19 protein-coding genes are annotated in these 20,920 nt (G+C 70.6%); 10 read left to right on the forward strand and 9 right to left on the reverse strand.

Going from position 1 to position 20,920, the window contains the following annotated elements; all coding sequences use genetic code 11:
• Positions 1-230: 230 nt before the first annotated feature.
• The 8 genes from AC6EXY_RS03720 to AC6EXY_RS03755 all read right to left on the reverse strand — a co-directional run bounded on the left by AC6EXY_RS03720 (position 231) and on the right by AC6EXY_RS03755 (position 7,808).
• Entirely contained in the window at positions 231-464 is a 234-nt protein-coding gene (locus AC6EXY_RS03720) for a cytochrome C oxidase subunit IV family protein (RefSeq protein ID WP_499816629.1), read from the reverse strand.
• A gap of 56 nt (positions 465-520) precedes the next feature.
• Positions 521-1,165, reverse strand: coding sequence for a cytochrome c oxidase subunit 3 (locus tag AC6EXY_RS03725; protein WP_101831512.1), 645 nt, complete (start codon positions 1,163-1,165; stop codon positions 521-523).
• A complete protein-coding gene (locus AC6EXY_RS03730) occupies positions 1,155-1,934 on the reverse strand; it encodes a hypothetical protein (protein WP_499816628.1) in 780 nt (259 codons plus the stop codon). Before AC6EXY_RS03730 ends, AC6EXY_RS03725 begins: the two co-directional genes overlap by 11 nt.
• 91 nt (positions 1,935-2,025) lie before the next feature.
• Positions 2,026-3,486, reverse strand: coding sequence for an aldehyde dehydrogenase (locus tag AC6EXY_RS03735; RefSeq protein ID WP_101831552.1), 1,461 nt, complete (start codon positions 3,484-3,486; stop codon positions 2,026-2,028).
• Positions 3,487-3,586: 100 nt separating this feature from the next.
• Positions 3,587-4,690, reverse strand: coding sequence for an NAD(P)-dependent alcohol dehydrogenase (locus AC6EXY_RS03740; RefSeq protein WP_101831510.1), 1,104 nt, complete (start codon positions 4,688-4,690; stop codon positions 3,587-3,589).
• Between the two features lie 65 nt (positions 4,691-4,755).
• Positions 4,756-5,076, reverse strand: coding sequence for a 2Fe-2S iron-sulfur cluster-binding protein (locus AC6EXY_RS03745; RefSeq protein WP_101831509.1), 321 nt, complete (start codon positions 5,074-5,076; stop codon positions 4,756-4,758).
• 165 nt (positions 5,077-5,241) lie between these two features.
• The gene (locus AC6EXY_RS03750; protein ID WP_101831508.1) at positions 5,242-6,486 is read right to left on the reverse strand and encodes an NAD(P)/FAD-dependent oxidoreductase; all 1,245 of its coding nucleotides are present in this window, start codon (positions 6,484-6,486) and stop codon (positions 5,242-5,244) included.
• Positions 6,483-7,808, reverse strand: a complete 1,326-nt coding sequence (locus AC6EXY_RS03755; RefSeq protein WP_101831507.1) for a cytochrome P450 — start codon at positions 7,806-7,808, stop codon at positions 6,483-6,485. The genes AC6EXY_RS03750 and AC6EXY_RS03755 overlap by 4 nt, the downstream gene beginning before the upstream one ends.
• A 382-nt stretch (positions 7,809-8,190) precedes the next feature.
• On the opposite strand from AC6EXY_RS03755, the gene AC6EXY_RS03760 reads away from it, so the two are divergent.
• The 4 genes from AC6EXY_RS03760 to AC6EXY_RS03775 all read left to right on the forward strand — a co-directional run bounded on the left by AC6EXY_RS03760 (position 8,191) and on the right by AC6EXY_RS03775 (position 13,466).
• Entirely contained in the window at positions 8,191-9,171 is a 981-nt protein-coding gene (locus AC6EXY_RS03760) for a quinone oxidoreductase family protein (protein ID WP_101831506.1), read from the forward strand.
• Between the two features lie 128 nt (positions 9,172-9,299).
• Entirely contained in the window at positions 9,300-10,085 is a 786-nt protein-coding gene (locus AC6EXY_RS03765; protein WP_101831505.1) for an enoyl-CoA hydratase/isomerase family protein, read from the forward strand.
• 224 nt (positions 10,086-10,309) lie between these two features.
• A complete protein-coding gene (locus AC6EXY_RS03770; protein WP_101831504.1) occupies positions 10,310-11,485 on the forward strand; it encodes an acyl-CoA dehydrogenase family protein in 1,176 nt (391 codons plus the stop codon).
• 1 nt (position 11,486) lies between these two features.
• Entirely contained in the window at positions 11,487-13,466 is a 1,980-nt protein-coding gene (locus tag AC6EXY_RS03775) for an AMP-binding protein (protein WP_243407442.1), read from the forward strand.
• Between the two features lie 32 nt (positions 13,467-13,498).
• Here AC6EXY_RS03775 and AC6EXY_RS03780 read toward each other — a convergent pair whose 3' ends face one another.
• Positions 13,499-14,215, reverse strand: coding sequence for a FadR/GntR family transcriptional regulator (locus AC6EXY_RS03780; protein ID WP_101831503.1), 717 nt, complete (start codon positions 14,213-14,215; stop codon positions 13,499-13,501).
• A gap of 165 nt (positions 14,216-14,380) precedes the next feature.
• On the opposite strand from AC6EXY_RS03780, the gene AC6EXY_RS03785 reads away from it, so the two are divergent.
• The 6 genes from AC6EXY_RS03785 to AC6EXY_RS03810 are packed head-to-tail and all read left to right on the forward strand — an operon-like array spanning position 14,381 to position 20,909.
• On the forward strand, positions 14,381-15,481 hold the full coding sequence (locus AC6EXY_RS03785) for an acyl-CoA dehydrogenase family protein (RefSeq protein ID WP_101831502.1): 1,101 nt from the start codon (positions 14,381-14,383) through the stop codon (positions 15,479-15,481).
• Positions 15,482-15,535: 54 nt separating this feature from the next.
• The gene (locus AC6EXY_RS03790) at positions 15,536-16,702 is read left to right on the forward strand and encodes an acyl-CoA dehydrogenase family protein (protein ID WP_101831501.1); all 1,167 of its coding nucleotides are present in this window, start codon (positions 15,536-15,538) and stop codon (positions 16,700-16,702) included.
• Positions 16,702-17,496, forward strand: coding sequence for an SDR family oxidoreductase (locus AC6EXY_RS03795; protein ID WP_101831500.1), 795 nt, complete (start codon positions 16,702-16,704; stop codon positions 17,494-17,496). The genes AC6EXY_RS03790 and AC6EXY_RS03795 overlap by 1 nt, the downstream gene beginning before the upstream one ends.
• Position 17,497: 1 nt before the next feature.
• Complete coding sequence (locus tag AC6EXY_RS03800; RefSeq protein WP_101831499.1) at positions 17,498-18,712, forward strand: thiolase family protein; 1,215 nt, start codon at positions 17,498-17,500, stop codon at positions 18,710-18,712.
• Positions 18,709-19,947 (forward strand): acetyl-CoA hydrolase/transferase family protein, encoded by a 1,239-nt coding sequence (locus AC6EXY_RS03805; RefSeq protein WP_499816626.1) that lies wholly within the window; start codon positions 18,709-18,711, stop codon positions 19,945-19,947. Before AC6EXY_RS03800 ends, AC6EXY_RS03805 begins: the two co-directional genes overlap by 4 nt.
• Positions 19,944-20,909: a hydroxymethylglutaryl-CoA lyase gene (locus tag AC6EXY_RS03810; protein ID WP_499816624.1), complete on the forward strand. Its 966-nt coding sequence runs from the start codon at positions 19,944-19,946 to the stop codon at positions 20,907-20,909. The genes AC6EXY_RS03805 and AC6EXY_RS03810 overlap by 4 nt, the downstream gene beginning before the upstream one ends.
• The last annotated feature ends 11 nt before the right edge of the window (positions 20,910-20,920 follow it).

Below are 20,920 nucleotides of genomic sequence, written 5' to 3' on the forward strand. Positions count from 1 at the left end.
ACTTCTGCCTTCCTATTATCGGACATCATAGTAACCAGGCCTGGATCGGTCTCCGGACCTGGCCGTCGAGCCGCCGCCGGAACGCTGCGCGACCCCGATCGGCGGCGGCCGACGCCTCGGTGCGCGGCCGGCCCACCGGAGGCCGCCAGGTCGGTTCGTGATCGTCGAGTTCCCGTCCGCGCGTCGGCTCCCGTGGCCCCCGGCAACGGGAGCCGACGCGCGGACGGGTGCTACCCCACGAGATGGAATCCGATGATCAGTGCCCAGACCGCGACGATCCAGCCGTGGAACAACAGGACCAGGGGCCGCGGCGCGTCTCTGAGTTCCATGAAGAAAAGCCCGACCATGCTCAGCTTGACGGCGACGATCGTCATGATGAGCGTCGTCCGGCCCGCGCCGTCGCCGGCCAGGTCCTCGGCCAGCCACGTGGACAGGCCGGTCACGAGGATGAGAGCGACCACCACGAGCGAGACCACCCGATCGCCCGCACGGGCGGCGGAGGCCGGCGCTCGCCCCGGCGTCACACCAGATAAAGGAGCGGGAAGAGAACTATCCACAGGACGTCCACCAGATGCCAGTAGGAGGCGCACCCCTCGACGACGGCGGTCTTCGGTTTGCGCGCCGGATTCCAGGTGTAGCGGACGAGGACCACAAGAACGCACATCCCGAGGGTGAGGTGCAGCGCGTGGATCCCGGTGAGGACGTAGTAGTACAGGTAGAAGTCGTTGGTGGCGGGCGTGATTCCGTGGGCGAGCTTGTCGCCGTATTCCAGGCCCTTGTTCACGGCGAATCCCAGGCCGCAGACCAGAGCGGCCAGGAAGAAAAGCGCCGGCCGGCGTCCGCCGCCGCCGTCCCCACCCAGGTCGCGGTCCCGCAGCGCACGCACGGCCCGGGCGACGAAGTACGAGCTCCCCAGCAGCAGCACAGTGTTCAGCAGGCCGAACGGGAGGCTCAATGTCTCCCGTGACGCGCCGAAGACGTCCGGGTCCGCGGCACGCGCCTGGCTGAAGAGCACGAACAGCACGCCGAAGACCATCATGTCGCCGAGGACGAGGACCCAGACGCCCGCCTCCCCCGGGATGTGGCCGCTACGGCGGCCGCGGCCGGCGCCGGCAGTGGTCGCCGCCCGCCCGCGCCCGTCGAGCGTCGTGCCCTCAGCCCGCATGTGCCGCCTCGCGGGCGTCGGCCTCTGCGGCGTCGTTCATGACCGAGCGGTGGCAGACATACGTCATGATCAGAATCCAGCCGAAGTAGACGAGTATTGGAACCCAGAAGACCATCACGCCGTGGTAGGCGAACGGGCCGGTCTTGAAGAACGTGAGCAGCCCGACCGGAAGGAAGGAAATTGCCTCCATGATGTTGACGTAGGCCACCCAGCGGGGGAAGAGGGGCTTCTTCGGATCGTCCAGCAGGGTCGCCACGGCGATCGCCACGCTCTGCACGACGAACGGCGTCAGCGGCATGAAGAGCGTGATCCATCCCAGGTCGTGCAGCGCCTGGGTGATCTCCGGATTGCGCTCGGGGCGGAAGGCCGCCGCGCTCAGCATGAGGAACGGCAACAGGAGGAAGATCCAGGTTGTCGCGCCGGCGCCGAGCTGGATGTAGGCCAGGACAGGGTGGGAGCGGCGGGCCCGCAGCATCTGGCGGGTGATGACGCCGAACAGCGGCGCCCACACCGCGAAGCCGATCAGCATGAGCAGCAGGCCCAGCCGGATGATCGTGGTGTTGTCCCGGTAGTAGGCGGCGATTTCCGCCGGGGTGTCGTGCGCCGGTGGCGGCGGCATCAGGCCGGCCATCACCCACCCGGCAATGATGATCACGAGGCCGGGTGGAATGCACCACAGGCAGGCGAGCAGGACGCGTAAGCCGACGGTGCGCTGCCCAGGCGGGGACGGCGGGATCGCGACCTCGGGTAATCTTTCCGTGGTGGTCATGACGTCCTCATGAAGGTCGTGGAAGCCAGCCGTGCCGCTCGCTCCCGGTCGGTGGCCGCCGACGGGCTCGTCCTGCCCGCGCGGGGAGCCCTCAGGCGGGGTCGTTGGCCTCGTCGAGGTAGATCGACTTGAGCGCCTGGAACGGCGCCAGCCCCTCCGGCCCCAGCTCGCGTCCCAGGCCGCTCGCCTTGATACCGCCGAATGGCACGAACGGGTCGTTGACGTAGCCGTTGACGCCGACCGTGCCGGAGCGGACCCGTCCGGCGAACGCGGCGCCGCGCGCGGGGTCACTGGTCCAGACCGAGCCGCCGAGTCCGAAGTCGGAGTCGTTCGCGATGGCGACGGCCTCGTCCTCGTCGGTGTACGGGATCACCGCGAGCACTGGCCCGAAGATCTCCTCCTGGGCGATCGTCGCTTTCGGGTCGACGTCCGCGAAGATCGTCGGCTCGAGGAACCAGCCGCGGTCGAGACCCGCCGGGCGCCCGCCGCCGGTCGTGACCCGGCCGCCCTCGGCCCGGCCCTTGGCGATGTAGGACTCCACCCGCTCCCGCTGCCGCTGCGACACCAGCGGGCCGACCTTCGTCTCCGGGTCGAGCGGGTTGCCGATCGTCAGGGAGGAGGCGAGCGCCGTGACGGTCTCGACGATCTCGCCGTAGCGCGCCCGCGGCGCCAGCACCCGGGTGCCGAGCCAGCAGATCTGGCCGTTGTTGAGCAGAGTGGCGGCGAAGAACGACTCCAGCGAGGAGCCCAGGTCGGCGTCGTCGAGCACCACCGCGGCCGACTTCCCGCCCAGTTCCAGCGTCACCGGACGCAGCAGCCGGCCACAGGTCTCGGCGATGGCTCGGCCGGCGGCGGTGGAGCCGGTGAACGACACCTTGTCGACACCGGGATGCGCGACGAGGTACGCGCCCGCCTCGCGCCCGGCCGGGACGACGTTCAGCACACCCGGGGGCAGCCCGGCCTCGATCGCCGCCTCGGCCATGAGGAAGGCGTCCAGCACCGTCTCAGGAGCTGGCTTGAGGACCACGGTGTTGCCGGCGGCGAGCGCCGGGGCGAGCTTGAGGAAGGTGATGGCCTGCGGCACGTTCCACGGCACGATCGCGGCGACGACCCCGATCGGCTCCCGCAGGACCAGCGCCTTCTTGCCCAGCATGCCGGCGCGGACCTCCCGCTGGCCGTCCGCCACCAGGCCGGTGTAGTACCGGAGCAGGAGGGCGGGGAAACCGGCCTCGAAGTTCTGCGCCAGCCACAGCGGCATGCCGTTCTGCACCGAAACCCGCCTGGCCGTCTCACCGCCCCGCGACTCCAGCGCCGCGGCGAAGCGCTCCAGGACCTCACCGCGCCGAGCCGGCTCCCAGGTGCTCCATCCGCCGGGCTCGTCGAACGCGCGGCGGGCCGCGTCGACGGCTGCGTCGATGTCGCGCTCGCCCGCCTCGGGCACGCTGCCGGCGGGCCGCTCGGTCGCCGCCTCCGTGACCTGGATGCGGTCTGTCGACGCCGGGTTCGCCCACTGCCCACCGATGTAGAGGCTGTCGTACTCGATCGTGGTCATGTCCATTCCTTTGCTCGATGAGGTCACCGGATCCTCGCGGCGCCGCGATCAGGTCGCCGCCGGCCCCGTCCCGTCGTCGCCGCCGTCGCCGCGCAGGCGACTACCCGTGAGTGAGAACGATCTTCACGGCGTCGCCGCGGGCCTGGGCCGCGATGGCCTCGTTGATCCGGGAGAACGGCATCGTGGTGATCAGGCGGTCGAGCGGGAACTCGCCGCTCCTGAACAACTCGACAAGCTGCGGGATGAACACATCCGGATTGCTGTCGCCCTCGACGATGCCGCGGAACCGCAGGCCGCGGGCCTGCATCTCGAGGAGCCCGACGGTCAGCGCCGCGGTGGGATCGGCCGGCACGCCCACCATGCCGAACTCGCCCTGCTGGGCGAGTGAGGCGAGCACGGCGGCCAGCACCGGGGCCGCCGCGGTCGTGTCGACGGCGAACTTGACCCCTCCGGGGATGATCGCGCGGACCTGGCCGGCGATGTCGCCCTCGGCCGGGTCGATCACGTGCGTCGCGCCCAGCAGGAGGGCGAGGTCCCGGCGGGCGGCGACGGGCTCGACGACGATGATCGTCGACAGCTCGCGGACCCGGGCCGCCATGACCGCGGACAGCCCGACCGAGCCGCCGCCGGTGACCAGGAGTGACGAACCGGCGGGGCAGTTCAGGGAGTTCAGCACCGCGCCCGCACCGGTCTGCACGCCGCAGCCCAGCGGCCCGACGAGTTCCAGCGGGACACCGTCAGGGACCTTCACCACGTTGGCCTCATGGGCCAGGGCGTAGGTGGCGAACGACGACTGGCCGAAAAAGTTGCTGCCCACGCTGGTCGCACCGTCGTACAGCCGGGTCGCGCCGTCGGCACCCACGCCGCCGAAGTTCACCTCCATGAAGCGCGCGCAGTACGCCGGCGTACCGGCCAGGCACTCCGGGCAGGCGCCACAGCTGTTGAAGGTGAGCGCGACCGGATCACCGAGCACCACCTTGGTCACGCCCGCGCCGACCGCGCGCACGACGCCGCTGCCCTCGTGACCGACGACCGCCGGGAACGGGAATGGCAGGTGGCCGTGCTGGACAGCGAGGTCGGTGTGACACAGCCCGACGCCCACGATCTCCACGAGGACCTCCCCGGGCGCGGGATCGGCCAGCTCCAGGGGCCGCAGGCTGAAATCCGCGCCCAGCTCGTCGAGAACAGCGGCGGTTATCTTCATCGGTTGTCGTCTCCCTTTGTCTTCTCTTCTTTTCCTCGGCTCCGCCGCGTCGCCGCGGGCCCGGTTCAGGCGCTGGAGTCGACGACGTTGATGCGAATTCCCTCGCACTCGCCGGTGACAATGAGCTGGCACGAAAGGCGCGAGTCCCCGTCGGCACCGTCGAGGAACTCGAGGAGATCGGTCTCCTCCCCGGCGGGCTCGTCGAACAACGCGCGGGTCTGCGCGTCGACGTGCACGTGGCAGGTCGCGCAGGAACATCCGCCTCCGCATTCGGCGACGATGCCGGGCAGGTTGTTGCGAACCGAGCCATCCATGATCGACATACCGATCGGGACGTCGATGGTCTTCTCGGTGCCGTCCGGCAGGACGTAGGTGATCGCCGGCACGTTGGTTACTCCTCAGGCGGTGGTCTTGGTCGTTCGAGGTCGCGGGGGCGCGAGGTTGCGGGGGCGCGCAGGCGCGAGGTCAGGGGGGCGCGGAGGCAGTGGTCAGACGGGTCAGACGGGTCAGACGGGTCAGACGGGTCAGACGGGTCAGACGGGTCAGACGGGTCAGACGGTCACGAGATCACGCAGGCCGATCCGTTGGTCCGCGAGCCGGCCGGGGTCGACGGGCCGGCCGGCGGTGAGCAGGCGACGGCCGGCCATGAAGTCGGCGGGCGCGTTCGCGGTCTCCACAGCCACCAGCACGCCCTCGCGGTGGTGGAACAGCGCGAACCGCCCCGCGCCGGGATCGCCGCGCACCACGGTCGCGAACGTCCCGCGCAGCACGCCGGCGATCTTGAGTTTGAGATCGAACTGATCGGACCAGAACCAGGGGACCTCCGGCTCGACCGCCGGCCCGCCGAGCACCGTCGCGACGGCCTGCCTGGCCTGCTCGACCGCGCTGGGAATGCTCTCCAGGCGCATGCGGCCGGTGACGCCGCGGACCGGCCGGCTGGTGACATCCCCGATCGCGAGGATCCTCGGGTCGTCCGTGCGGGCCCCGTCGTCGACGACGATGCCGTTGTCGCACGTCAGCCTGGCGGACCGGGCGAGCTTGTCGCGCGGCACCGCGCCGACACCGACGACCGCGACGTCGCAGGGCACGTGCCGCTCGTCCCCGTCGGGCCCGGTGACGACGACGGCACGCAGCCGGCCGGCCTCCCCGTCGAACCGTCGCACCACACTGTCGGTCATCACGGCTGTGCCGCGCTCGGAGTGGAAGCGCGCGAGGATCGCGGACAGCTCGGCGCTGGCGACGCGCGCCAGGATCCGGTCCTCCCGCTCGATGACGGTGGCGGGGGTGCCGTTCCCCCGCACCGCGGCCGCGACCTCCAGCCCTATGTAGCCGCCACCGACCACCGCGACCGATCCCGCTGCGCGGACCCGGTCGCGCAGTACCCGCGCGTCGACGAGCGAGCGCAGCATCCCGACGCCGTCGAGGTCCGCGCCGGGCACGTCGAGCCAGCGGGAGGCCGCGCCGGTGGCCAGCACCAGATGGTCGTAGGACCAGGTCCGTCCGTTCTCCGAGGTGACCGTCGCGGCCGCGCGATCGATCTGCACGACCCGCTCACCCAGCCTCAGCGCGACGCCCTGCTCCGCGTAGAAGGCCGGCTCGCGCAGCCATTTCTCCAACGGCCCGCTCAGGAACTCCTTGGAGAGAGGCGGGCGGTGGTAGGGCGGGTCCAGTTCGTCGCCGAAGACCACCACCTCGCCGGAGAATCCCGCCTGGCAGAGCAGAGCCGCGAACGTGCCCCCCGCGTGACCGGCGCCGACCACGACGACCCGGCCGGCCGTACCAGCCCGATCGGTCACGCCAGTTCCAGACTCACCGGAAGCCGGCGAAGCCCACCGACGAAGTTCGTCTGGACGACCTTGCGCGGGCCGGTGACCTCGATCGACACGAGCCGGGGCAGCAGCTCCTCCAGCATCACCCGCAGCTCCAGCTTGGCCAGGTGCTGACCGATGCACATGTGGGGGCCGTAGCCGAAGGCGATGTGGCGGTTGGGCCGGCGGTCGAAGCGGAACTCGTCCGGAGCGTCGAACACGTCGGTGTCACGGTTGGCCGACTGGTAGAGGAGCATGAAACGGTCACCCGCGGTGATCTGCTGGCCCCGCAGCACGTAGTCCTGGCTGGCCTGCCGGACGAAGTGCTTCACCGGCGACACCCAGCGCAGGCCCTCGTTCACCAGGTCGGGGATGAGCGAGAGGTCCGCCTTCACCGCGGCCAGCTGCTCGGGGTGCTGCGCGAGCGCCTCGAGGATGCCGGACAGGGTGCTCGACGTCGTGTCGTGACCGGCTGTCGAGATCGCGATGAACCAGCCGTACGCGACCTCCCTCGGGAACAGCTCGCCGTCGGGCGTACGGGCGTTCGCGATGATCGAGGCGAGGTCGTCCCTGGGTTCGGCGCGCCGGGCGTCGACGAAGGTGTCGAAGTAGGCATAGAAGTCGCGGATGGCGGCCGACCACTGCTGGGCCGCGGCCTCGGGCGTGAGCGGCTCGGTGTCGGCGCGCTGGGCCTCGGGGTCGGCGGTGCCGAAGAACTCCTGGGTGAGCGCCATCATGCGCGGCTCGTCCTCGGCCGGCACGCCGAAGAGCGTCATGATGACGTGCAGCGGGTAGCCGAGGGTGAAGCCGGCCACCAGATCCAGGTCGTTCGAGCCGGGCCGCAGGTGCTTGGCGATCGCCTGCCGGGCCAGCTCCCGGATGCGGTCCTCCCACTTCTTCAGCGACACCGGCCGGAACCATTCGTTGGCGATGTCCTTGACCATCGTGTGCTCGGGCGGGTCGAGGTAGGTGAGGGTCTCGAGGATCCGCAGGCTGCCACCGGTCAACGATTTCGTGAACTCGTCACCAGCCTGGTTCTGCAGGATCGGGTTGTGCGAGCCCGGAGCCTCGCCGCCGCCACTGGTGAAGATCGCCGGCTGCCGCTCGATCTCCATGATGTCCGCGTGCTTGGTGACGAGCCAGATCGGCTCGTAACCCTCGACGGACACCTTCGCCAGCGGGGCGTTCTCACGCAGCCACCGGTACGCCTCGAACAGCGGCGCGTCCTCCCGGTGGCCCTCGGGGAGGGCGACCAGCCTGGCGATCTCCTCCGGGACGTCGACGATCAGCGTGCTGTCCGCGATGGTCATGAGGCGCTCCCTGCGTCAGGGGCGGTCGCCGTCTGATCGCGGCGGCCCGGCTCGAAGTGGATTGCGTCCATCATGTGAGTGGACTCACACCGAACCCATCACCCGGAAGAGGGGCTTTTCTACCCCTTGCGCGGCGACCGCCCCTGTCCGTCCGCGAGCGAGCCACCGCCCTCAGCGATCCGACCCGCGGCGCCGCGGCGCCGTCCCGCGCGGCGGGCCTACCCGCCCATCCACCAGGTCAGGCCGGGCGACAGGCCGGCACCGGGCTCGCGACACCCGGCGGATTCGACACAGCCCGACCGCGCTCAAACTATACTGAACGTCAATGGTATGACCGATACAGAGCAGGGCCAGGAAGCCACCTCATCGACAAGGAGCAGCGGTGCGCGCGGTCGTCATGACGTCCTATGGCTCGCCGCCGGTACTACAGCCCGCGGACGTGCCCTCGCCACCAGAGCGCGCCGGCTGGGTCACCGTGCGACTGGCGGCGAGCGCCCTCAACTGGCATGACGTCCTGGTGCGCCAGGGCCGCTACCGGTCGCCGCTCCCCCACGTTCCCGGTGCGGACGGGGCGGGGGTGCGCGTGGACACCAACGAGGCGGTCGTCGTGCTGCCCTCGCTGTTCTGGGGCGGCGGCGACGCCGCACCAGGTACGGGCTGGGAGATCCTGGGCGACCATCATCCCGGCACCTACGCCGAACTGGTGAGCGTGCCCGCCGAGTGCGCCGTCCCCCGGCCGCGTGGCCTGAGCCTGGCCGAGGCCGCCGCCCTGCCCCTGGTCGGGGTGACGACGTTCCGGGCGCTGTTCAGCCGGGGCCGCCTCCGCTCCGGGGAGTCACTGCTCGTGCTCGGGGCCAGTGGGGGGGTCGCGACGACGGCCGTCTCACTGGCCACTGCCACCGGCGCACGCGTGATCGTCACCTCGGGGGCCAGGCACAAGATCGACGCCGCGCGGGACCTGGGCGCGACCGACGGTGTGGACCACAGCGCGGCCGACTGGGTCGAGGCGGCACGCGCGTTGACCCCCGGCGGCGCGGGCTTCGACCTCGTGCTCGACAGCGTCGGGCGGTGGGAGGAGTCGGTGCGCTGCCTTGCGCCCGGGGGGCGGTGCGTGGTGCTCGGCGCCAACGCCGCACAGCGGGCGAGCCTGCCGATCCGCCCCTTCTACTTCGGGCAGTACGAACTCATCGGCACGACGATGGGCAGCCTGCGCGACATGGCCGGGCTCCTGCGTTTTCTCGACGACCACAAGGTCGCGCCGCCGGTCATCGACCGCACGTTCCCGCTGGCGGAGGCGGCGCTCGCGCACGAGCGCCTTGAGGCCGGCGCCGCCTTCGGAAAGATCGTTCTGACTCACGACTGATCACCCGGTCCCGCCGCGCGGACCGTGGTGCGGCATTCGCATCCAGCCCGGCACGCGTTCCCGCTACCGCGATGCGTCTGCGCGCCGCGCGCCGCGGGCCGCGCGCGCCCCGAGCCCAGAGGAAGACCATGCCCTCCTCCGTCGTCCGCTACGACCTCGACCCCCGAGGCGTCGCCACCATCACCCTCGACGATCCCGCGACCCGCAACGCCCTCAGCGACCGGTTGCTCGATGAGCTGATCGAGCACCTCGAGCGGGTTCGGGCGGACGACTCGGTGCGGGTGGTGGTCCTGGCGTCCAGCGACGGCCGGGTCTTCTCCAGCGGTGGCGACCTCAAGGCGTTCGCCAGCGACACGCCGACGATCGAGAAGTACTCCGGCCTGGACCGGTTCCCGCGGGTCTACCGGCTACTCGGGGGGCTGGGCAAGCCAAGCATCTGCGCGGCCGGTGGCGACGTCCTCGCGGGTGCCTTCGGTCTCGCCCTGGCATGCGACCTGATCATCGCCCGTGACGGCGTGAGATTCGGCTGCCCCGAGATCAATGTCGGCGTCTTCCCCTTCATGATCTCGGCGCTCATCTACCGGAGCGTGCCGCGGGCGAAGGCGAACGAGCTCATGATGACAGGCAGGCTGATCTCCGCCGACGAGGCCGCCCAGCTCCAGGTGGTCAACGTGGTGGTGCCCGGCGAACGGTTCGATGCCGAGGTCGACCGCTGGGCGGGGCTGGTCGCCTCCCGTTCGCCGCTGCTCATGCGGATGGGCAAGGACGCCATCGACGCGACCCGGGACCAGCCGCTCGACGCCGCGCTGGCTCACCTCCAGGGCCAGCTCGCGCTCGCCTTCACCACCCAGGACATCAAGGAGGGTGTGGCCGCGTTCCGGGAGAAGCGAGAACCACGCTGGTCGGGGCGCTAGCCACTGGATCGTGCGGGGCGGGGCCGGTCCCGCCCCGGTTGCGCGAGACCCAGACCCCTCGTTCGCCACTGCGGGTCACCCCTCTGCTCCAGGAGCGGGATACCAGGCGATCCGAGCACGGCGTGGTCGACCGGAGCGTCACGTGGCGGTCCCGACAACCTGCCTATTTGGCCTGACCTATAGTACCGTTTCGGCGAAACGAAGCACCCTTGGAGGTGGTGTCCATGGATCTCGCCGACGCACCGGACGAGGCCCGCTTCCGCGCCGAAGTGAGCGCGTGGCTCGAGCGGGAACTACCGAAACTGCCCTGGCCCGAACCGGCGGACCTGGTGGACAAGGCGCCCTTCTGGCGTCAGTGGCAGGCCGCGGTGTCCGCCGCGGGCTACGCCGGGATCACCTGGCCGGTCGAGTTCGGCGGCCGAGGGCTGGACGAGCGGACGCAGGCGATCTTCACAGCGGAATGCGACAGGGCGGGAGCCCCCGAGCGGCTGAACATCATCGGAGAGGACTTCGCCGGGCCGACCATCGCCCACTTCGGCACCGCCAACCAGAAGCGGCGCCTGCTCCGGCCGATCCTGACCGGCGAGCACATCTGGTGTCAGCTCTTCTCCGAGCCCGAGGCCGGCTCCGATCTGGCCTCGTTACGCACCCGCGCGACCAAGGTCGACGGAGGCTGGCGCATCAGCGGCCAGAAGATCTGGACCAGTCGAGCACAGCTCGCCGCGCATGCCATCCTGCTCGCCCGCACCGGAGGCGGCGAGCGCCACCGCGGCATCACCTACTTCCTCCTGCCGATGGACTCCCCCGGCATCACCGTGCGTCCACTGGCGCACATGCTGGGCGAGGCCGAGTTCAACGAGGTCTTCCTCGACGAGGTCTTCGTGCCCGACGACGCGGTGGTCGGCGAGGTCGACGGAGGTTGGAAGGTCGCGATGGGAACGCTGGCCTTCGAGCGGGTGGCGATCGCGACCGGCCGGGTGAACACCACCAGGGCGGTCGAGGAGATCATCGCCGTCGTCCGCGCGCGTGCCACGGCCCACGGGACCCCGCTCGCCACCGACCCCCTGATCCGCCAGCGGGTCGCGGACCTCTGGGGCCGAGCGCTCGTACACCGTGCCATCGGTCAGCGGGTCATCTCCGCCGCCGCCGCCGGTGAGCCGCCGGGCCCGGTCACCTCGATCGGCAAGCTGTACTTCTGCCCGCTGGTCGAGGACCTCGCCGACTTCCGGCTCTCGCTCGAGCCTCTCGGCGACCAGTTCGGGCCGGCGGACGGCGGCGCTGCCGCCGACCGCTGGTTGCGTCTGGCGTACCAGGCTCGCGGCACCGCTATCGCCGGGGGTTCCACCTTCATCCAGCGCAACATCGTCGCCGAGCGCATGCTCGGACTGCCTCGGAGCTGACGTGACCTATATCTGGCACCCGAACCAGGAGTACCGGGAGAACGCGAACGTGGCCCGGCTGATGCGCCGTTTCGGGGTGGCCGACGCCGACGCCCTGCGAGCCGTGTCGGTCGCCGACGTCGGTGCCTTCTGGGACGCGGTCGTGGCCGACCTGGCTATCCGGTTCCGCCGCCCTTATCACACGGTGCTGGACGCGAGCGGTGGACCGCAGTTTCCCAGGTGGTTCGCGGGTGGGGAACTGAACGTGGTGGACACGTGCCTGGTCCGCTGGGCCGAACAGAGTCCCGACGCGCCGGCGGTCGTCCACGAGACCGAGGCCGGCACGGTGCGGGAGCTGTCGTACGCCGAGCTCTCGGAACAGGTCGCCCGGATACGCGGCGGGCTGCGCCGGCACCGGATCGGCCCCGGTGACACCGTTGCTCTCTACCTGCCGATGATCCCCGAGGCGGTCGTGGCGCTCTACGCGGTGGCGAGCATTGGAGCCATCGCGGTGCCGCTGTTCTCCGGCTTCGCTCCCGGAGCCATCGCGGCCCGGCTTCGCGACGCGGACGTGAAGGCGGTCATCACCGCGGACGGCACCGTGCGCCGTGGTCGAACGGTCCCGATGCGCCCGCGGCTCGACGAGGCGATCGCGCAATGCCCGACCGTGCAACTGGTCGTTGTCGTGGCGAACCTTGGCGAGACCACCGTCGATACGAGCCTCGGACGTTCGGCCGAGGAGGGCGGCGATCCGCAGACCGTGTCCTGGGGAAGCCTGCTGGAGGAGCCACCCAACCCGGTGACAGCGCCCACGTCGGCCTCGGATGTGCTGCTTCTGGGCTACACATCCGGGACGACCGGGCGGCCGAAGGGCGCCGTGCACACCCATGCCGGCTTCCTGACGAAGGTCGCCAGCGAGCTCGCCTACGGCTTCGAGATCGGCCCCGGGCGCTCGCTGTGCTGGATTACCGACATGGGCTGGATCATGGGGCCGCTGACCGTTCTGGGCACCCATGCCTGCGGAGGAAGCCTTGTCCTCTACGAGGGCTCCCCGGACATGCCGGACAGCACCCGGTTGTGGCGGCTGGTGGAACGCCACGCAGTGACGACCCTGGGGGTGTCCCCGACCCTGGTCCGCACGTTGCGGACGGCCGCGGAGGGCCTGCCGACGCAGGATCTCTCGTCAGTCCGAGTCCTGGGATCGACGGGGGAACCATGGGACCCGGAGTCCTACGAGTGGCTGGCCCGCGACGTGTTCACCGAGCGGGTGCCGGTCGTGAACTTCTCCGGCGGCACCGAGGTCGGCGGATCGTTCCTGTCCCCTTACCCCGTCGAGGACATCGCCAGCTGCTCGCTTGGCGGGCCGGCACTCGGGATGGATGTCGACGTTGTCGACGACAACGGGCATCCGCTGCGGGGAGCCATCGGTGAACTGGTGTGCCGCCAACCCTGGCCCGCCATGACCCAGGGAGTATGGCGGGACGACCGACGCTATCTGGAGACGTACTGGTCGACCTTCCCGGATATGTGGCGACAGGGCGATTTCGCCCTGGTGGACGAACACGGAGACTGGTATCTCCTCGGCCGCTCCGACGACGTCATGAACGTCGCTGGCAAACGTGTCGCGCCAGCGGAGATCGAGGCGGTGCTCGCAGCGGACCCGGCGGTGGCCGAAAGCGCGGTCGTCGGCATCCCCGACCCGACGAAGAACGAGGCCGTCTGGGCATTCTGGGTCGCTCACCCCAACTACAGCGAAGGCAGCTGCCCTACTGGCGAGCGAGTCGCCCGCCGGCTGCGTGAGCGGGTCGCTTCCCAGGTCGGCAAGCCCTTCGCCCCTTCCCAGGTCGTGCGGGTGGAGGCTCTGCCCAAGACCCGGTCGGCCAAGATCCTGCGCCGGGCGGTGCGTGCCGCCGTGCTGGGCACCGACGCCGGTGACCTGTCAGGTGCCGAGAACCCGGAGGCCGTCGAGGCCATCCGGGCCCAGGTCAGGGATCTTCGGTGAGCCGGGCCCCCGGGAGCGGTGGGCCCGGCGGATCAGCCCTCGGGTACCTCGATGGCGGTACGCTCGTCGATCTTGAGAACCGCCTCGGCGTAGGCGTGCACGTGCCGGCTCATGCGGCGCACGGCTCCGTCAGCGTCACGCGCCCGGATGGCCTCGGTGATCCTCTGGTGCGCCCGGAGCGTCAGGCTTCGGACCTCGGCGTCGATGAAACCCTGGTTGTCGGTACTCGCGTAGATGGCCCGCGAGAGCGCGGACATGAACCCGGTGAGCAACTCGTTGTGGCTGGCGGTCGCGACCGCAACATGCCAGTCGACGTTCGCCTGCAGGAAATCGGCAAGCGAACCACTTTCCACGGAGATCGCGACGTTTGCCGTCTCGAGCGCGACGAGATCGCTGTCCGTGCGGTATTTGGCCGCCAGGCGAGCGCAGGCGGGCTCAATCGCCTCCCGCGTCTCGAGAAGCGCCGCCAGGCGGATCCGACGACCACGGATCATCAGGTTGACGGAACTGGCCACCGACTCCTCGCCCGGCACCTGGACGTAGGCACCACCCGAGCGGCCGGTCTTGATCCTGATCAGCCCCTGCACCTCAAGAATGCGAAGTGCCTCGCGAACAGTGGTCCGGCTCATCTGGGTCTGCACGACGAGTTCACGCTCCGGCGGCAACACGGTGCCCTCGCGGAACTCGCCCCGCAGGATCCGCTCCCGCAGCTCCTCGGCGAGGACATCGGAGGCCTTGGGGACCTGCATAGGCCCCAGGCGAACCGCGTGACGATCCCGCGGACTCGGTCGGCCCGCAGCAGCCATCACGCCCCCAAGCTCCAGGTTTTTGGTCGTACCTAATTTAGCAGCCGTTCCACCGGCGGCCCGACCGCCGTCGAGCACATCGAGTCGAGACACAACGAGAGGTTGTCCATGCAGTGGAGCTTGTCGGAGGAGCAGACCGCGTATCGGAAGGCGCTGCGCGACTGGCTCGGCGACGTCGCGCCACCCGACGTCGCCCGCTCCTGGCTGGATGCCGGCGATCCAGCGACGTTCACCACGCGGTTGCGCGCGGACGGCTGGTCGGGCGTGGGTGTCCCGGAGGATGTGGGTGGCCAGGGCGGCGGAATGGTGGAACTCGCGCTGACCGCCGAGGAGCTGGCACGCCACGCGGTCCCTTCGGCGGCGTGGCTCGCCACCATGGTCATCCTCCCGGTGCTCGCAGCGCGGCCTGAGGTCCTCGAAGGCGCGGTCCACGGCACCGGCGCGACACTCGCGGTCAACGCCGAGTCGATCGTCTCCGAAGCCCCGGCCCTGACCGCTGACGCGCAGGGTCGCGTCAGCGGCGCTGTTCCTCGGGTGCTCGCCGCCGGCGAGGTCGGCGCCCTGGTGGTCCCTGTGGCCGCCGACGAGGGCCTGGCCCTGTTCCTGGTGGACCCAGCCGGGCCGGGGGTCCGGATCACACCGCGCAGCCTGCTGGACCGCTCCCGGTCTGTGGCCGACGTGGCCTTCGACTGCGCGCCCTGCACACCGCTGGCCGATCCCGCCGACGTGCGCGACCAGGGGGGCACCAGACCTGAGGAACTGCTCGCGGACGCCGCCGCGCGAGCCGCGGTACTGGTCGCGGCCGATTCGCTCGGTACCAGCGAACGGATGCTCGACATGGCGGTCGAGTACAGCCTGCAGCGCCACCAGTTCGGCGTCCCGATCGGATCCTTCCAGGCCGTCAAGCACGCCGCCGCGACGATCCTGGTGGGCAGCGAGGCGGCCCGCTCCGTGGTCTACTTCGCCGCCGCGTCCGTCCAGGGCGGCGACCCGTGGGCACTCGCCCACGCGGCGGCGGCCAAGGCGCAGGTCACAGCGGAGGGGGCCCGCGCGGCGGACTCGGCTCTCACGATGCACGGCGCGATCGGCTACACGTGGGAACACGACCTGCATCTGTTCTACAAGCGGGCGAAGCTCGACGAGTTCCTGTACGGCAGCCCGACGGCCTGGAACGAGGTCCTCGCGACGTACCTGCTCCCCGATCGGTAGCACTTTTGGTCAGTCCATAGATATGGTTATGCCAAATAGTGAAGGGAGGCCGGCATGGACTTCGATCTCACCGACGAGCAGGCGACGATCCGCAGGGCGGTGGCCGAGCTCGCGGCGAAGTTCGACGACGAGTACTGGATGAAGCGGGACGAAGAGCACGACTTCCCGACCGACTTCTACCGGGCGTTCGCCGACGGCGGCTGGCTCGGGATCACGATCCCGGAGGAACACGGCGGGCACGGCTTCGGCATCACGGAGGCGTCGCTGCTGCTGGAGGAGGTCTCCGCTTCCGGCGGCGGTATGAACGCGGCGAGCTCGATGCATCTGTCGATCTTCGGCATGCACCCGGTCGTCGTGCATGGCTCCGAGGAGCTCAAGCAGGAGACCCTTCCCCGCATCGTCAACGGCGACCTGCATGTCTGCTTCGGCGTCACCGAACCGGGCGCGGGCCTCGACACCACCCGGATCACGACCTTCGCCCGGCGCGACGGCTCCGACTACGTCATCAACGGCCGCAAGGTCTGGATCTCGAAGGCACTTGAGTCCGAGAAGGTCCTGCTGCTCACCCGCACCACCCGGTTCGAGGACTCGGCCCGCAAGACCGACGGCATGACCCTGTTCCTCACCGATCTCGACCGGGATCACGTCGACATCCGCCCCATCAGGAAGATGGGCCGCAACGCGGTCAGCTCGAACGAGCTGTTCATCGACGATCTGCGAGTGCCGGCAGAGCATCGCGTCGGTGAGGAGGGCAAGGGCTTCACCTACCTGCTCGACGGACTCAATCCCGAACGGATGCTGATCGCCGCGGAGGCTCTCGGCCTCGGCCGCGCCGCGCTTCGACGCGCGGTGCGCTACGCCAACGAGCGTGAGGTCTTCGGCCGGCCCATCGGGATGAACCAGGGTCTGCAGTTCCCCCTGGCGGACTCCCTGGCCCAACTGGACGCCGCCGAGCTGGTCCTGCGCAAGGCGACCTGGCTCTACGACAACGGCAAGCCGTGCGGCCGCGAGGCGAACACGGCCAAGTACCTGTGCGCCGATGCCGGCTTCCACGCCGCCGACCGCGCGTTGCAGACACACGGAGGCATGGGCTACGCCGAGGAGTACCACGTCTCCCGGTACTTCCGCGAGGCCCGGCTGCTGCGCATCGCACCGCTCAGCCAGGAGATGGTCCTCAACTTCCTGGGCTCCCACGTCCTCGGACTGCCGAGGAGCTACTGATGCCGGCCGCCAGCCCCACACCGACACCGGGGCCATCGACGTCATCGTTCTCCCTGGCGGGCCGGTCAGCCCTCGTCACCGGCGCGGGCAACGGCATCGGTGCCGCCGTCGCCCACGCGTTCGCGCGGGCCGGCTCGGCGGTACTGGTAACCGATGTCGACAAGGACGCCGCGGCGGCCGTCGCGGCCGGCATCGTCACCGCTGGCGGCCGTGCCGGGTCGGCCGTGCTCGACGTCCGTGACGCCGACGCGGCCCGGGCCGCGGCCGAACAGGCCGCCGACCTCGGCGGCGGCACCCTCAACATCGTCGTGAACAACGCGGGCGCCATCGCGCCGGCGATGTTCGACAAGATGGAGCCCGGCCAGTTCGAGCGGGTGGTCGCCATCCACCTGGGCGGGACCTTCACGGTCAGCCAGGCCGCGCTGCCGTTCCTGCCCGATGACGGGACCGGGCGGATCATCAACGTCACCTCCGCCGCCGGCCTGGTCGGCACGATCGGACAGGTCAACTACAGTGCCGCCAAGGCCGGTGTCCTGGGAGTCACCAAGTCACTCGCCCGTGAGCTCGCCCGGCGGCGTATCACCGTGAACGCGCTCGCGCCGCTCGCGGCGACCTCGATGACAGCGAACATCCGGGGCAACGAGAAGCTCGCCGCGCTCACGCTGGCCCGGGTGCCCCTCGGACGCTGGGCCGAGCCCGCGGAAATCGCCGCCAGCTTCGTGTTCTTCGCCTCCGACGCGGCCTCCTACATCACCGGTCAGGTGCTCGCCGTCGACGGCGGGACGGTGATGTGAGATGCCGACCTCTCGCGCGCACGGCGACTCCCCCTTCGCCTCGACCGGGCGGGACGCGCTGATCGTCGAGGCACTGCGTACACCGATCGGCCGCTCCCACCCCAAGCGCGGCTGGTACCGCGACGTCCACCCGAACGAGATGCTCGGCACGGTCTACTCGTCCCTGCTCACCGCCGCCGGGCTCGCCCCGGACGTGGTCGAGGACCTCGTGGTCGGCTGCACGGCCCCCTTCGGGGAACAGTCACGCAACATCGCCCGCAACGCCTGGCTGCAGGCCGGCTACCCGCCGCGGGTGCCCGCCACCGTGCTCGACCGGCGCTGCGGCAGCGCGCAGACCGCGGTGGAGATGGCCGCCGCCCTCGTCTCGTCCGGCACGCACGACATCGTCCTCGCCGGCGGGGTCGAGCACATGCACCACGTTCCGATGGACTCGCCCGCCCGGATCTCCGAGCTCTACGGCGACCCGTGGCCGCCCGCGCTGCGCGACCGCTACGACTTCGTGCCGCAGGGTGAGAGCGCCGAGCTGATCGCCGACCGCTGGAGCATCTCGCGGGCCGAGATGGACGAGTTCGCGGCACGCTCGCACGCGCTGGCGGCCACCGCGGTCGAGGCCGGGCACTTCGAGCGAGAGATGATTCCGCTCGACCTGGACGGCACCCGCCGGGCGAGCGACCAGACGATCCGGCCCGGCACGACGACCGAGATCCTGGCCGGCCTGAAGCCGGTCTTCCGGCCCCCGGCGCAGGGCCGGGTGACCGCCGGGTCATCGTCACCGATCTGCGACGGGGCTGCCGGCGTGCTGCTGGCGTCGCCCCGCGCGGCCACCGAGCACGGTCTGGCCCCTCGCGCCCGCGTCCTTGATCAGACGACCGTCGGCGTCGACCCGGTCATCATGCTCACCGGGCCGATCCCCGCCACCCGCAAACTGCTCGAACGCAACGGCCTGACCATCGACGACATCGACCTGATCGAGATCAACGAGGCTTTCAGCTCTGTGGTGCTGGCCTGGGAAGCCGAGCTGCGGCCGGACATGGACCGGGTCAACGTCAATGGCGGGGCGATCGCGCTCGGCCATCCGGTCGGCGCGACCGGAGCGCGCCTGTTCGCCACGCTGCTCGCCGAGATGGAGCGGCGCGACGTCGAGCTGGGGCTGGTCACGATGTGCTGCGGCGGCGGCCTGGGCACCGCGACGCTGATCCAGCGGGTCGCGGGATGATCGACTTCACGTCATACCTGCGGCCTGACGACGGCGTCTGGTGGGGACAGGCGGGCGCGGAGCCATCGGTGCTGGTCGACGCGCTGCTCGACCAGATCGCCTCGATCGGTCCCGTGCGGGCCTTCTGCGGCCTGACCTGGAACGGGCGGTTGACCCGGGAGCTGCCAGACGAGCTGACAGTCCTGTCCTACGGCGGGCTCGGTGAGCTTCGGTCCCTGAGCCGCCACGGTCGCCTCGATGTCGTGCCGTGCCACTACTCCTCGCTCCCGCGGATGTTCGCCACCCGCATGCTGCCCTGCGACGTCGGCCTGCTGCAGGTCTCGGCACCGGATGCCGACGGGATGGTGTCACTGGGGATCGGTGTCGAGTACATCGCCGACGCGCTGCCGCACGCCCGGCTCCTGCTGGCCGAGATCAATCACCGGATGCCCGCGACCCGAGGCGCGCCCAGACTCGCGCTCGACGCGTTCGCGGCGACAGTCGAGACGGATCGCCCGCTGCTCGAGGCGGTCCCCCGGGAACCGGACACCGTCGACAGGGCCATCGCCGAACATGTCGCCGGTCTCATCCGCGACGCAGACACGGTGCAGATCGGCGTCGGAACGCTTCCCGCGGCGGTGCTCGAAGCCCTCGCCACCCACACCGACCTGGGCATCCACAGCGGCATGATCACGGACGGCGTGCTCGACCTGGTCGAGAAGGGCGTGGTGACCGGCGCCCGCAAGGAGATCGACCGAGGTCTGGTCGTCACCGGAGCGGCGCTCGGGTCGACGTCCCTCTACGACCGGCTCGCCGACTTCCCGGTCGAGTTCCGGGCGGCCAGCTACACCCACGCCCCGGAGGTGCTCTCCCGTCTGCAGTCGCTGGTCTCGGTCAACTCCGCCATCGAGGTTGACCTGCTCGGCCAGGTCGGCGCGGAGATCCGCCGCGGCGTCCACATCGGAGCGGTCGGGGGCCAGGTCGACTTCAGCCGGGCGGCGTCGCTGACCGGGGCACGCTCGGTGATCGCGCTGCGCTCGGAGTCGGGCGGCGAGTCGACGATCACGCCCGTGCTGCACGGGCGGGTGGTCACGACCGCCCGCGTCGACGTGGACGCGGTCGTCACCGAACACGGGGTCGCCCTCCTGACCGGGCAGACGGTGACCGAACGCGCTCGGCGCCTGATCCGGATCGCCGCGCCCCAGCATCAGGAGTCGCTACACAGAAGCCTCACGGAGCAGGAGGATCTCCGATGACCGTCTACCCGAACGCCACCCCGGGCGAGCAGCGCCGGGTACACATCCGCGAGGTCGGCCCGCGCGACGGTTTCCAGAACGAGCCGGAGACCGTCCCCACCGCCGACAAGATCAGACTGATCAACGCTCTGGGCCGCGCCGGGCTGGCCCGGATCGAGATCGCCAGCTTCGTGCGACCGGACGTCATCCCACAGCTCGCCGACGGGGTCGAGGTGCTGCGCGGAGTCGATCTGCCCGCGGGTGTGGAGCGCATGGTGCTGATCCCGAACAGCCGCGGGCTCGACAACGCTCTGCGCCACCGTGGGCTGTTCGAGTCCGTCGCGCTGTTCGTCAGTGCCTCCCAGACCCACAACCAGCGCAACATCAACCGGACCGTCGAGCAGACGATGGCGGACGTGGCTGTGATGGCCGCCCGGATCCGCACCGAGGGCCTGCGGCTGTGCGCCGTCATCGCCACCGCCTTCGGCTGCCCCTACGAGGGGCCGGTCCCGATGGAGCGGGTGCTGGACCTCGCCGAGCAGTTCGCGCAGGCCGGCGCGGTCGAGGTGGGGTTCGGCGACACGACCGGGATGGCGAACCCAGCCTACGCCGGGCGGTTCTTCGCCGCGGCGCTCGACCGGCTACCCGGTGTCGAGGTCACCGCGCACTTCCACAACACCCGCGGCCAGGGCCTGGCCAACGCCTACGCCGCGCTGGAAGCAGGCTGCGGCAGCTTCGAGTCCAGCTTCGGCGAGCTCGGCGGCTGCCCGGTCCCGGCCGGTTCCACCGGCAACATCGCCACCGAGGATCTGGTCAGCATGTTCCACGAGATGGGCGTGGAGACCGGCGTCGACCTGCCCGCGCTGGTCGACGCGGCGCGGGACGCCCAGGCCACCCTGGGCCGCCGGCTCACCAGTCACTCGATCGTCGCCGGCCCGATCCCGTGGCACGCGCTGCCCGCCGACCACCGCGTCGTCTGCTGAGCGTCACCCCT

This window comes from Frankia sp. RB5 (assembly GCF_059816245.1).